At 37.7% G+C, this 13,576-nt stretch carries 15 protein-coding genes; 8 read left to right on the top strand and 7 right to left on the bottom strand.

All coding sequences use genetic code 11. The features are described from left to right. Positions 1–15 precede the first annotated feature (15 nt). On the bottom strand, positions 16–438 hold the full coding sequence (locus tag MKY08_RS13920; RefSeq protein WP_256093119.1) for a MerR family transcriptional regulator: 423 nt from the start codon (positions 436–438) through the stop codon (positions 16–18). A gap of 184 nt (positions 439–622) precedes the next feature. After that, positions 623–1,108 (bottom strand): hypothetical protein, encoded by a 486-nt coding sequence (locus MKY08_RS13915; RefSeq protein ID WP_256093120.1) that lies wholly within the window; start codon positions 1,106–1,108, stop codon positions 623–625. A gap of 198 nt (positions 1,109–1,306) precedes the next feature. Between MKY08_RS13915 and MKY08_RS13910 the strand changes: the two genes are divergently transcribed. Next, positions 1,307–1,435, top strand: coding sequence for a hypothetical protein (locus tag MKY08_RS13910; protein WP_255313805.1), 129 nt, complete (start codon positions 1,307–1,309; stop codon positions 1,433–1,435). Positions 1,436–1,594: 159 nt separating this feature from the next. Here the strand turns inward: MKY08_RS13910 and MKY08_RS13905 are convergent, their stop codons facing one another. The 4 genes from MKY08_RS13905 to MKY08_RS13890 all read right to left on the bottom strand — a co-directional run bounded on the left by MKY08_RS13905 (position 1,595) and on the right by MKY08_RS13890 (position 4,300). Then, positions 1,595–2,167, bottom strand: a complete 573-nt coding sequence (locus MKY08_RS13905; protein WP_069509138.1) for a hypothetical protein — start codon at positions 2,165–2,167, stop codon at positions 1,595–1,597. A 13-nt stretch (positions 2,168–2,180) separates the two neighbouring features. After that, positions 2,181–3,296 (bottom strand): flavodoxin-dependent (E)-4-hydroxy-3-methylbut-2-enyl-diphosphate synthase, encoded by a 1,116-nt coding sequence (ispG, locus tag MKY08_RS13900; protein WP_024361295.1) that lies wholly within the window; start codon positions 3,294–3,296, stop codon positions 2,181–2,183. Positions 3,297–3,392: 96 nt separating this feature from the next. Continuing rightward, positions 3,393–3,737 carry a hypothetical protein gene (locus MKY08_RS13895; protein ID WP_024361294.1) on the bottom strand — a complete coding sequence of 115 codons (345 nt, stop codon included), beginning with the start codon at positions 3,735–3,737 and terminating at the stop codon, positions 3,393–3,395. A 53-nt stretch (positions 3,738–3,790) separates the two neighbouring features. Beyond that, positions 3,791–4,300, bottom strand: coding sequence for a DUF1189 family protein (locus MKY08_RS13890; RefSeq protein WP_069509135.1), 510 nt, complete (start codon positions 4,298–4,300; stop codon positions 3,791–3,793). 195 nt (positions 4,301–4,495) lie between these two features. On the opposite strand from MKY08_RS13890, the gene MKY08_RS13885 reads away from it, so the two are divergent. The 4 genes from MKY08_RS13885 (at position 4,496) to MKY08_RS13870 (ending at position 10,182) form a co-directional block, all read left to right on the top strand. Continuing rightward, positions 4,496–6,127, top strand: a complete 1,632-nt coding sequence (locus MKY08_RS13885; protein ID WP_069509132.1) for a Na/Pi cotransporter family protein — start codon at positions 4,496–4,498, stop codon at positions 6,125–6,127. A 63-nt stretch (positions 6,128–6,190) separates the two neighbouring features. Beyond that, positions 6,191–6,670 carry a DUF456 domain-containing protein gene (locus tag MKY08_RS13880; protein ID WP_069509128.1) on the top strand — a complete coding sequence of 160 codons (480 nt, stop codon included), beginning with the start codon at positions 6,191–6,193 and terminating at the stop codon, positions 6,668–6,670. A gap of 186 nt (positions 6,671–6,856) precedes the next feature. Beyond that, the gene (locus tag MKY08_RS13875; RefSeq protein ID WP_024361290.1) at positions 6,857–7,462 is read left to right on the top strand and encodes a superoxide dismutase; all 606 of its coding nucleotides are present in this window, start codon (positions 6,857–6,859) and stop codon (positions 7,460–7,462) included. A 515-nt stretch (positions 7,463–7,977) separates the two neighbouring features. Further along, positions 7,978–10,182: a penicillin-binding protein 2 gene (locus tag MKY08_RS13870; RefSeq protein ID WP_069509125.1), complete on the top strand. Its 2,205-nt coding sequence runs from the start codon at positions 7,978–7,980 to the stop codon at positions 10,180–10,182. 55 nt (positions 10,183–10,237) lie between these two features. Here the strand turns inward: MKY08_RS13870 and MKY08_RS13865 are convergent, their stop codons facing one another. Beyond that, a complete protein-coding gene (locus MKY08_RS13865; protein ID WP_256093118.1) occupies positions 10,238–10,435 on the bottom strand; it encodes a hypothetical protein in 198 nt (65 codons plus the stop codon). 235 nt (positions 10,436–10,670) lie between these two features. On the opposite strand from MKY08_RS13865, the gene MKY08_RS13860 reads away from it, so the two are divergent. From MKY08_RS13860 to pstA, 3 genes are all read left to right on the top strand, one after another. Continuing rightward, positions 10,671–11,648 (top strand): PstS family phosphate ABC transporter substrate-binding protein, encoded by a 978-nt coding sequence (locus MKY08_RS13860; protein WP_069509123.1) that lies wholly within the window; start codon positions 10,671–10,673, stop codon positions 11,646–11,648. Positions 11,649–11,712: 64 nt separating this feature from the next. Next, positions 11,713–12,660 carry a phosphate ABC transporter permease subunit PstC gene (gene pstC / locus MKY08_RS13855; RefSeq protein ID WP_069509119.1) on the top strand — a complete coding sequence of 316 codons (948 nt, stop codon included), beginning with the start codon at positions 11,713–11,715 and terminating at the stop codon, positions 12,658–12,660. A 1-nt stretch (position 12,661) separates the two neighbouring features. Beyond that, a complete protein-coding gene (pstA, locus tag MKY08_RS13850; protein WP_069509116.1) occupies positions 12,662–13,540 on the top strand; it encodes a phosphate ABC transporter permease PstA in 879 nt (292 codons plus the stop codon). Positions 13,541–13,576: the final 36 nt, after the last annotated feature.

Here is a 13,576-nt window from a genome sequence, read left to right as displayed (position 1 = left end):
ACAGAACGTCACCTCCTAGGTATTAATGAGTAATAATAAAGATTGCATTAATGCAATGCTTTCAGGTGAAACATTTTTTTTAATTGTTTGGCTATATTTCATGTCTTGATTGTTCATTTGTTCCAGTAGAGAAGTTACATCATGCTCTAAATCTTGCATTTTTAAACGTAGTATTTGAACATCGATTTCTTCATATGTTGTTGTGACATTAAGTGCTTGTTGTATTTCTACGAGTGAAAGTCCTTCCTGCTTACGTTCCTCGATGAAATGAAGTCGATCAATCATGGCAGGATCATAATAGCGGTAGTTTGATGGGGACCGTTCTGCCTCCAACAGGCCTAAATTTGTATAGTAATCAATCGTTCTTTTAGTAATGCCAGTTTTTTGAGCAAGTTCTCCGATTTTTAGTTTTTCTGTCCCAATGCAAATACCTCCCAACCATCACGTGATGCTTTGATTATAACGTGACAGTTTTATAGCATACAAATAATACGCTTTAAAATTTTTAAAAATATGATTTTTTTGTGAATACGGATTGTTGATAAGGGATTGCTAAAGGAATCATCAATCGTTACAAAAAAAGCTTTTCTAAACGATAAAATCGTTAGAAAAGCTACAGACCTTATTTATTTAAATAGGTATCGTATAGTTGATGTAATGCATCCTCACCATTCATTTGTAGTATTTTTTCTTGATTTAAAACAACTGTGACAGCTGTTTGCGCGCTATCAATTTGATCGTCATCTATTGTACACGTAACAGTCACTACACCCGTTTCAGCAAGCTTCTTTTGCATAGTCGCATCCCATGCTTGGTCAGAGAATAATGGTGCTTGCCATGTACCTTGAACATGTAGTTCATTTATTTCGGCGTCATATTCCCAGCGTATGTCACGTAAAATAGTTTTAAATAGGTCATTAATAGTAAATGTTTGGTCTTTGTAGTTAATCGTTAGCGCTCTTATTGCATGGACATCACGACTAACAGCGCTCGCGGCAGCATCAGCTGCTGAGTTAATGCCCGATGCGGCATCTTTGATTTCAGATATTCGATCGCCACAGCCGGAAAGTAAGGTAGACAGGCATGCTACAAAAGTGAGTTTTGTCATCCATTTCACAAGGAGTACCCCCAGTTTACTAGTTGTTACTACTATATTAACGAAAAGAAAATTGTGAAGAAAGGGTATGTAACTGGCATATTGTGACGGTTTTGCAACGATACAACCTTTTCAAATGTATTGGAAATAGTAATGGTAATCTAGAGTGAAATTTTGAGTAACTTATATCAAGAAGGGGAGCGGTTTCATATGAAAATTAATGATGAGATACTCGATCGATTAGGAACATATTTTGTTTATCATGCGGTCTATGATAATTATGGAATAACCTTCGAAAATTTTGTGGAGCGTTGGCTGCGAGGGATACTTGAAGTTTAGAGATGTCAATGGATAGAAGCTAACAAGGAAGTCCTTCTGGTAAGACAAGTTCAGTTAGGGTTGCATCATTGAAGGGAACATCAACGTTGACGACAAAAAGTGTTAGATTGATCACAGTCAATCTAACACTTTTATTTTTTTAATATTTTCTTGCAAGTATTACTTAAAGTAGTTCGAAATAAACTGATTTGCTTCTTGCCAATTATACACTCGCACAACATTGTCAGGTACAGCAAGACGATTATATGGTGTATCGAATAAAATAACAGGTATTTTTAATTCTTCAGCAAGCATTACAGCATTATCATGTTTATCTTCAAAGAAAGCTGCGACATTATGCTTTTTCGCAGTCGCTAATTTATCATGACTTCCGATAAGTTCAATATGATCATACGGAATAGCCTGTGATTTAAACCAGTTCATCGTAATATCAGAAACATTCTGACCACGTGCAGAAATATAATATAGCTCATAAGTATGTTGCCAAGCATTTAAAATAGCTTTGGCATCTTTTGCAGCTTCTGATACTTCATACATATAAGGCTCATTTTCCTTAAACCATGCATTAAATGCAGTGCGATCTACTGGATAAGGAAAGGCCGATAAAAAATCATATTCACAAACATCATCCAGTGTAATATTGACATTATAGTGCTTATTAATATGCGGGATAAGTGTACTCGGACATGTCACGGTGCCGTCAATATCAATACCAAAACGGGGCTTTGTCATGCAAGCACCTCCCTTAGGCGTTCGCTTTGGCAGCTTCTTCAGCCGCACGTTTTTCTGCCATTTCTGCAGCTAGCTTATCAATTTCTTTTTTCAATTCTTCTACCATTGTTTCTTCTGGAACTTTACGAACCGTTTTGCCTTTCATGAATAGCAGACCTTCACCACGTGCACCCGCAATACCGATATCGGCTTCACGTGCTTCACCTGGACCATTTACTGCACAACCTAGAACGGCTACTTTTAATGGTACATTTAATGTTGAAATATACTCTTCCACTTCATTTGCAATAGAGATAAGGTCGATTTCAATTCGGCCACATGTAGGGCATGAAATTAACGTTGCCATGTTAGACGCTAAACCAAATGATTTTAATAGCTCACGTGCAACTTTCACTTCCTCCACAGGGTCGGCAGATAGAGAGATACGTAGCGTATTACCAATACCTTTTGACAGGATTGCGCCAAGGCCAGCAGCAGATTTTACAGTTCCAGCAAACAATGTACCTGATTCTGTAATACCTAAATGTAGCGGATAATCAAAAGCTTGTGCAGCCTTTTCATATGCTTCAATCGCTAAATTGACATCGGATGCCTTCATTGACACGATAATATCGTGGAAATCTAAGTCTTCCAAAATTTTAATATGGTGTAGTGCTGATTCTACCATACCATCTGCAGTTGGATAGCCGTATTTCTCAAGAATGTGTCGCTCTAGCGAACCGGCATTTACGCCAATACGAATAGGAATGCCTTTTGCTTTTGCAGCTGTTACAACGGCTTCTACTTTTTCTTTACGCCCAATATTACCTGGGTTAATACGAACTTTATCAATACCATTTTCAATTGCTTTCAAAGCTAATTTATAATCAAAGTGAATATCAGCTACTAATGGAATATGGATACGTTTTTTTATTTCGGCAATTGCATCAGCCGCACGCTCATCTGGCACTGCAACACGAACAATTTGACAGCCCGCCTCTTCTAGTCGCAGAATTTCTGCAACAGTTGCTTCGACATCATGTGTTTTTGTTGTACACATACTTTGAATGAATAATTCATTACTACCACCAATTGTTAAATTACCGACACGTACAGGACGTGTTTTTGAACGGTGACAAATTTCACTCATTAACTTTCTCTCCTTTTCGGGCCACTACTTTCAGCCGTCACTGACACTTATTTTAGCAGTGTAAGAAAATAAGGACAAGGAAGAAACGTTAACTTTTCATTTTCCGCATGCGTTTTCGAATTCAAAAGAGAGGGGAAGCTTAATATTTTCGCCTGGTACAAGTGCTTGTAATTGTAAATGAGGATTTAATTGATAAAAGAGCTCCAGTCGTTCTGGAAAGGTCATCGGCATTTTTGCTGGGTGTAGTGCAAATAAGCTATGGATGGTATCGCCTTGAATTGTTTGTACCGTAATGTAAGCTGGCTCGCGCTGGTCTTCGCAAAGTGTATTTTGCCCATCTTTTGGATAGAAGGCAGCAAGAGATAATGTGCCTTCTGTTAAATCTACTTTTACGACAAATGCGATAAGCACAATGGCAACAGTTAACAAGAATGCTCGCAAAAAAACCCCTCCTTTTTCTACACTATATTGAGAAGAGAGGGGAATCATGCCTATTATTTTGAAATTGGTTGTTTTGGATATTTTGTAAAGGCAATAATTAATAGAGTAATCGTTAAAAGTAATGACAAGATTGAGAGTATTGTTCGGGCAGTTGGTACAAATTCTGCTAACATGCTTAAAATAGTCGCCCAAGTAATGGCGAATGTTGTAGTGCGCCAAATATGGCGGTATTCACCACGACGTTTCATAACTTTTAAAATAAATAAACCTGCTAGAGCATAGAGCGCAATTTGACCAAAAACTAACATCGTTGTTAGTACAAATAACATGATGAATGTGACTGGGTACAACAGCCATTTTATTTGATCTATGTATTCCGTTATTCCACTTATATCAAGAGTATTAACAGACATATCAGTAGAAAAACGTCCAAATGAAAATACAGTAACAATGGTAATTAATAAAAAGGTATATTGAATGACTTTGCCAATAGGTAATAAACGATAAGCTGCTAGTTTTTTAGGGTGTAATAAGCTATCGACTAATAATTGTGAGTGTTTCATATTTATATCTCCTCCATTCGCTATTCTAACATGTTCGTGAATGACTAGAAATGGATTGCATCACTTTAACTGAGAATGACCTGCTAAAATGTTAACATTATGTAAAGAAGTTAAAGGTTTTCTTTACTTTTTGTACATTTTCATTTAATGATTAGGAATAGATTAGTAGAGACGTAAGAATTGGAGCGAATACCATTGACAATAGATTGGCAAAGCATATTATTTCAATTTTTAGGCGGATTAGGGGTCTTTTTGTTTTCCATAAAATATATGGGAGAAGGGTTACAAAAATCGGCAGATGACAGACTCCGTGAATGGTTGAATCGATTTACAACGAATCCGTTTATGGGTGTGTTAGTTGGGATAATCGTTACGGTTTGTATTCAGTCAAGTTCGGCGACAACAGTGATTACTGTTGGTTTAGTGAGTGCAGGCTTCTTAACATTACGACAAGCAATAGGCGTTATAATGGGGGCCAATATTGGAACTACCATAACGGCATTTATCATCGGCATTAATATAGGTATTTATTTTTATCCACTCCTCGCAATTGGCGCTGCATTTTTATTTTTCTTTAAAAAGGCTATTTATCATCATATAGGTCAAATTTTATTTGGTTTTGGTGGTCTGTTTTTAGGGTTGGAGCTAATGAGTGCTAGTATGCAGTCGCTACATGAATTAGCAGACTTTGCATCATTAACCATTCATTTGAGTAACCAGCCGGTAATCGGGATATTTTTAGGGACTATTTTTACCTTGCTCGTTCAAAGTTCGACAGCGACAGTTGGCGTTTTGCAAGGCTTATATGCTGAACAATTAATCGGTTTAGATAGTGCGCTACCGATTTTATTTGGTGAAAATATCGGTACGACAATTACTGCTGTACTCGCTTCATTAGGTGCTTCGATATATGCAAAGCGAGCAGCGGCTGCCCATGTGTTATTTAATGTGATTGGGACGGTTATTTTTATGTTGCTGTTTACTCCCTTTATAAATTATGTACAGTGGATTAGTCAGTTGTTCCATTTAGAGGCTCGCATGCAAATTGCTGTCGCACATGGTTCGTTTAATGTCTTTAATATGATGATCCAACTACCGTTTATCGCAGGATTATCATTATTAGTAACCAAAATATTGCCTGGACATGACGGTGGTATTGATGTTGCAACGAAACATCTGGACCCATCCTTCATTGATTCTTCGCCAGCCATTGCATTAGGGCAAGCGAAAGAAGAAGTTTTACGGATGGGTGAGCATGCACTAAGGGGCTTAGAAGAAACGTTTTACTACATGAAAACAGGGGAGTCTTCCCATATTCCTACCGTATTACAGTTGGAAGTGGCACTTAATCATTTAGATAAAGAAATAACGAATTATTTAGTTATGGTGTCCAAGCAGCCGCTTTCTCATGCGGATTCGGTACGGCACCATACCCTATTAACGAATGTGCGTGATATCGAGCGTATTGGCGACCATTTTGAAAATATTTTGGAGCTATTGCAATATAAGGATCATCATGAAGTGAGTTTAAGTAAATCAGCGCGGCAAGATTTAATCGGTATGTTTAGTCTTGCCATCGAGGCGGTAAGAAAAAGCTTAGAGGCGCTTGATACGGCGAGTCTTAGCCTAGCGCAAGAAGTAACAGAATTAGAGAGTTTAATAGACGATATGGAGGATAAACTAAGACAAAAGCATATTGCACGTTTAAATACAAACGAATGTAGTGGCGCTGCTGGTATTGTCTATACGGATATTGTCAGCAATTTGGAGAGAATTGGGGATCATGCTGTGAATATTGCAGATTCTATTTTAGGAATTCGCCACTAGATTGAAACTTTTTGGCAATATCTTTCGTATGTAAGGCATGCACGACAAAAGGAGAGAGCTTTTATGGAAGTTGTTGGCTGGATCGTAGTGATTGCCTGCTTTATCGTATCATTTGTTGGTTTAGTGTATCCGATAATCCCAGGTGTCTTATTTTTACTAGGTGGATTTATTGTCTATGGATTATTTTTCTCATTTGCTGATTTAAGTTGGTGGTTCTGGGCAATTGAAATTTTATTTGTTGTCCTACTCTTTGGAGCTGATACGGTTGCAAATGCTTTTGGCATTAAAAAATTCGGTGGCTCCAATGCAGGTATGTGGGGCAGTACAATCGGTTTATTAATTGGGCCATTCGTTATTCCGGTTGCCGGCATATTAGTTGGGCCTTTTTTAGGAGCCATCATTGCAGAGCTGATGGTAGAGCGAAGAACTTTTAATGAAGCTGTAAAAAGTGGTGTTGGTTCCCTTATCGGTTTTTTAACGTCAACCGTAGCCAAGGCAGTTATTCAAATTGTGATGATTGTCGTATTCTTTATTGCTATTTAAACGTATTGTGGGGGTAATTATAAAGTTTAACAAATTAAAGAAGTGGGTATATTAGAAATTGGATTATTTATTTCGGTCAAAAGGCTGAAATCTTTAATTTGAGGTATTTTTCATTGAATGGTTTGACCAATTTTGATAATCTAAGGATGTACTAATTATTTCTTTATTTTAGGGAGGAACTTAATAATGGCTTACGAATTACCACAATTAACTTATGCTTACGATGCATTAGAACCAAATATCGATGCAAAAACAATGGAAATTCACTATTCTAAACACCACAATACTTATGTAACAAATCTAAACGCAGCAGTAGAAGGTACTGAATTTGCAGAAAAAGACATTAATGACTTAATCGCAAACATCGATGCACTTCCAGCTGACAAACAAACAGCAGTTCGTAACAACGGTGGCGGACATGCTAACCACACACTATTCTGGGAAGTAATCGCACCAGGCGGTTCAAAAACTCCAGTTGGTGAAGTAGCTAAAGCAATCGATGCTAAATTTGGTTCTTTCGATGCTTTCAAAGAAGAGTTTGCAAAAGCTGCAACAACTCGCTTCGGTTCAGGTTGGGCTTGGTTAATCGTTGATGGTGATTCAGTAGCAGTTACTTCTACACCAAACCAAGACTCTCCAGTTATGGAAGGTAAAACACCAATCTTAGGATTAGATGTTTGGGAGCACGCTTACTACTTAAACTATCAAAACCGTCGTCCAGATTATATCGGTGCTTTCTGGAACGTAGTAAACTGGGATGCAGTAGAAGCTAAATTTCAAGCTGCAAAATAATCATTTGCGATAAAGCAAAATAATTAGGTTTCTGCGGAACATTTGTGAAGTGGAAGTTTACTAATTATTTCTATGTAAAGGGCTATGCATAAGGTGAAAAATCACCTTGGCATGGTCCTTTTTATATGATTTTAGCGCTTTCAGTGATGTAGCTTTCGAATAGTCAGAAATTCATATATACGGAAGGAAACTTTTCTTGCCAAGTACCGTCAATTAAAATGATGCTTCCGCTAGTTAGGGATTCTTATGGCAGATCATTTCATAAATAGTCGAAAATTACGAATAGGTCAACGAAGCAAACGGCTGGGACTCCTCCAACGAAGTGTGAAAAGCGACCTTCTGTAGTGTAGGTGATGTGAATGCTTCTATTATTTACATTTTTCAATAATTAGTATTTTAATGATGAGAAGGCGAATTATGAAAATGATGCAAGAGTATGCTTTTCTGACGCAACTTCGAATGGTATACTAGGTATCGTGTATTTAAACAGTTATTAGATGAGGAGGGGAATACATATGCGCAAAGCACCGGGGAAAAATCGCGCAGCGAGTGTTAAAGCGAAACATCACTCTAATTTAACATTTCGTATGAATGTCCTTTTCTTTGCTATATTTATCGTATTTTCGATGTTAATTTTTAGACTTGGTTATATGCAAATTGTCAAAGGGGAAGATTATGTTCGTATTTTAGAGCGGACGGAGGAAGTACCTGTCAATACAAGTGTGCCAAGGGGTCGGATGTATGATCGTTATGGGCGTATTTTAGTGGATAATCAGCCTGAAAACGCGATTACGTATACAAAAATGCAGACGACTAAAACGGAGGATATGCTAGCGATTGCTGAAAAGCTGGCTCAATTAATTGAGCAACCAACGAATCGTGTCACATTACGCGATAAATTGGATTTTTGGATTTTAAAAAACCATGACGCAGCATATGCAAAAATATCTGATGAAGAGCAAACGAAAATTAAAACACAGGAAAATATTACGACAAGTCAAGCGAATGCAGAAATCGATAAAATTGTACGTGAGCGCATTACAGACGAGGAATTAGCACAATTAACGGAAGCGGATTTAGAAGTATTAGCAATCTACCGCGAGATGGTATCAGGCTACAATTTATCACCTCAAATCATTAAAAGTGAGAATGTATCAGCAGATGAATTTGCTCGTGTTTCAGAGCGTTTAACTGAGTTGCCAGGAGTCAACACAACGACAGACTGGAAGCGTGTTAAACTATCATCCCTTTCTGTGTTAGGCCGTACAACTGTACCAACAAAAGGGATACCGAAAGAGAAGCTCAATTATTATTTAGCACGTGATTATTCACGTAATGATCGCGTCGGAGAAAGTTATATTGAAGCGCAATATGAAGAACTTTTACAAGGGCAAAAAACAGTTGTCAAAAATATTACGAATAAAAAAGGGCAAGTTGTTGATACCGTTACAACATATGAAGGCGAGCCTGGTAAAGATTTAGTATTAACATTTGATAGCGAGTTACAAGTCGCTAATGAAAAAATTGTAGAAGAAGAACTGCTGAAGTTAAAAGCAATGTCTGGCTCAAGTTTATTAGATCGAGCATTCCTCATCATGATGGACCCGAATACGGGAGATATCCTATCAATGGTTGGTAAAAAAATCGAAAAAGATTCGGAAACTGGCAGAAATGTAGTTGTGGATTATGCATACGGCTCGTTTACAACAGCTTATGAGGCAGGGTCTGTCGTAAAAGCAGGTACACTGCTGACAGGTTATAAACTAGGGGCGATTACTCCGAACACAGTATTAGGAGATGAACCAATCCATTTACTTGGTACACCCGTTAAAAGATCGATCTTTAATGCTGGTGGCTATATTTCAATGGATGGTTTAAGCGCTCTTGAGCAATCTTCCAACGTTTATATGTTTAAAACGGCAATGCTTATTAATGGCACGCCATATAGTTATATGATGCCACTGCGCTTAAATGATCAAACATTCCCGAAAATGCGTAATTCCTATGCACAGTTTGGGCTAGGTGTTAAAACAGGTATTGATTTACCAAATGAATTTAGCGGTGTCCAAGGTCCGTCTGGTCCAACAATGGGTGGTAAAACACTCGACTTAGCCATTGGACAATATGATACGTATACACCGCTTCAACTAGCACAATATATTTCAACGATAGCGAATGGTGGCTATCGTGTTCAGCCTCATGTCGTGAAAGAAGTGCGTGATCCATCCAAAGATGGTCAGCAGCTAGGACAATTAGTGACAGAAGTAGGACCAAGAATTTTAAATCATATCGATAATACAGAAGAAGAAATTAATTATGTAAAAAAAGGTTTGCATCGTGTATATACGGGTTCTCGTGGTACGGCACGTTCAGCATTTTCGAACGCACCTTTTACCGCTGCCGGGAAAACAGGGACAGCCGAAGTAGTATATTATGGACCATTACGTGAACGTTATGGTACAAATACGATTAATTTAACGCATGTTGGCTATGCGCCATATGAAAATCCTGAAATTGCTTATGCTGTTGTAATTCCATGGGCAACGACGAACCTTAATCAACATTTATCGAATAATAACGTGATTGCAAGACGTGCTTTAGATGCTTACTATGAGCTAAAAGCAAAATATGAAAAGACAAAAGTGACAGATAATAAAGTAGAACAACCAATTTTACCTGCGATTACAAAAGATAAAATCGGTGAAGATGAACAAGAATAAAAAAACCGCTAGCGCATGTTATATGCCTAGCGGTTTTTAGTATCTATATAGCTTTCTACTGGCGAATAAGCTGTTGAATCGCCAATTCAAATTGTTCCTTCGGTTTTTCCCCATAAAGCTCAATATTATTATAGAAATACGTCGTCATCATAAAATCAATAGCCTCCTGCAAAGACAACTCTCGATGATCCATGATAAGTGTTAAATATGTTTTAAAGTAATCGGCATTTTGTACTTTTGCATGATTAATCACAAAGTCAAACTCCTCTTATAATATTTCCTGACACAAATGATTATTATAGCATCTTTGCTAAAGGAAGCAAATTATTTAATTGCAATTGTAAATGTCTCTTTACAATCGTTTACAAAGCATTACATTCCTTTACGTGTCTTTTACGAACGGTTTATACGAATTCAACATTAAGTCATTATAGTAAAGATTGTAAGGCAAAACACAAATAAAAAAGTTAGTGACGGAGGCAAATGAGATGAAAAAGTGGAAGTACTTAACGATGACAGCGGTAATGGGTTCAGCATTAATGCTAGGTGCATGTAGCGGAGACAACTCAACGCAAAACGGTAACAATGCAGAAACGAATGCACCAGCGAACTCAGGACAAGAAGCTGCTGACGAGAAACTGCAAGGTTCAGTTGCTGGAGATGGTTCATCAACAGTAGCACCAATTATTGAAGCAGTTGTTGAAGAGTATGCAGGTGCACAACCGGATGTCAAAGTATCGGTAGGTGTTTCTGGTACTGGTGGTGGCTTTGAAAAATTCATCGCAGGTGAGACAGACTTTTCAAATGCATCTCGTTTTATAAAGACAGAAGAGAAAGAAAAACTAGACCAAGCTGGAATAGCTTACACTGAGTTAGCTTTAGCATATGATGGTTTATCAGTAGTGGTGAATCCTGAAAACGATTGGGCAAAGGATTTAACTGTAGAACAGTTAAAGAAAATTTGGACTGAAGATGGCACAGAGAAAAAATGGTCAGATATCGACCCTTCATGGCCTGCAGAAAAAATCGTATTCTACTCACCAGGTACTGACTCAGGTACGTATGATTACTTTGATGAAGTCGTGTTAGATGGTGCTGATCTAGTAAGTGCAGCGACATTATCAGAGGATGATAATATGCTAGTTCAAGGTATTTCTGGTGACAAGTATGCAATTGGTTTCTTTGGCTTCGCTTACTACTTAGAAAATAAAGATAAATTAAACATTGTGAAAGTCAATGGAATTGAACCAACACATGACACAATTGAAAAAGGCGAATATACGCCACTTTCACGCCCACTATTCACTTATGTGAAAAACAGTGCGATGAAAGATAATGCTGCAGCATATGATTTCGTAAAATTCACACTTGAAAATGCAGGGGATATGGCAGAAGCAGTAGGTTATGTTCGTCTACCTGAAGAAAAATATGCTGAAGGCTTAAAAACTTTAGAAGGCTTAAAATAAGTAGACATGCATAGAGGGAAAGAGATGGATGCTCTTTCCCTCGCTTATTGGAAAGGAGCACCCAATGGTTTCTCAAAAGGAAAATAAGACATCATCTGTGCAACAATTAATAGCAAATTCGCGCAATCATAAAACTAAGAAAATAGTGGAAAAAGCCATGCCAGCTTTATTATTTTCTGCAGCGCTTATCTCGATTTTGACAACATTTGGCATTGTTTTCACCCTTATTTTTGAAACGTTTGAGTTTTTTAAACGTGTTTCGATTACGGATTTTTTATTTGGTACACAGTGGCTACCGTTTTCTGGAAAGGAGCCGTTATTTGGGATTTTACCGCTTATCGCAGGAACACTGAAAGTTACATTAATTGCAGTTGTTGTAGCAGTACCATTTGGGATTGCTTCAGCCATCTATTTAAGTGAATATGCGAGTGAGAAAACAAGACGTACAGTTAAACCGATTTTAGAAGTATTAGCAGGTGTACCGACTATCGTTTATGGTTTCTTTGCTCTAACGTTTGTCACACCAGTGCTACAAGGAATTATTCCAGAACTTAAACTATTTAATGCACTTAGTCCAGGGATTGTAGTGGGCATTATGATATTACCAATGATTACATCACTATCAGAAGATGCCATGTCATCTGTACCAAACAGTATGCGAGAAGGAGCTTTAGCGCTAGGTGCTACAAAGTTTGAAGTTGCTGTAAAAGTAGTGTTACCAGCCGCTTTATCGGGTATTGTCGCATCAGTCGTACTGGCTATTTCCCGGGCAATTGGAGAAACTATGATTGTATCGCTCGCAGGAGGATCGACACCTAAATTCGATTTAAATGTCACAGATTCCATCCAAACGATGACAGCATATATTGTACAAGTTTCTACGGGTGATGCTGGTTATGGAACGACGATTTATTACTCCATCTATTCAGTTGGATTCACATTATTTATCTTTACGTTAGTGATGAACTTAATCGCTCATTATATTTCGAAACGCTTCAGGGAGGTTTACTAGCATGCGCTATATCGATGATACAGTCGTCAAGAAACGAATGACTAAACGTATTACATTCAATAAAGTGTGGAAGTCCTTGTTTTTCTTGGCCACTACATTTGCGCTTGTAATGCTAGCGATTTTGCTCTACCGCATTGTGACGCAAGGAGTAGGTTATTTAAACATTGATTTCCTAACGAATTTTGCTTCACGCTTTGCAGATAAAGCAGGGATTAAAGCTGCATTAATCGGCTCACTTTGGTTAATGGGAGTAGTAGCTCCGGTATCGATTATTTTAGGTGTAGGAACAGCGATTTATCTAGAAGAATATGCAAAGAAAAATAGATTGAATGATTTTATTCGCATGAATATCTCAAACTTAGCAGGTGTACCTTCCATTGTTTTTGGTTTACTTGGGTTAACAATTTTTGTTCGTATGATGGGACTAGGTAAAAGTATTTTAGCCGCAGGTTTAACAATGAGTTTGCTAATATTACCTGTAATAATCGTGGCTGCTCAAGAAGCAATACGCGCTGTACCGAATGAACAACGTGAAGCTTCTTATGGAATGGGAGCAACGAAATGGCAAACCATTTTACGTGTCGTATTACCAGCTGCTATACCAGGGATTTTAACAGGTAGTATTTTAGCTTTATCTCGTGCAATCGGTGAAACAGCACCACTTGTAGTAATCGGGATTCCTGTTATTCTACAATTTTTACCTAATGATTTATTAAGTCAGTTTACTGCATTACCGATGCAAATTTATGATTGGGCTAAACGACCGCAAGAGGCATTTCAATATGTAGCCGCAGCGGGGATTTTAGTACTGATGATTGTGCTGCTAATGATGAATTCCATCGCTATTTTTATTCGAAATAAATTCCAAAAACGTTATTAATGAGGTGACCTTATGGTACTAGATTTTAAAGAGGAA

Origin of the sequence: Lysinibacillus sp. FSL M8-0337 (genome assembly GCF_038593855.1) — a bacterium.
GTDB lineage: Bacteria > Bacillota > Bacilli > Bacillales_A > Planococcaceae > Lysinibacillus > Lysinibacillus sphaericus_D.
The sequence above is the reverse complement of the archived record's forward strand: the minus strand, read 5'-3'. Positions and strand labels throughout refer to the sequence as shown.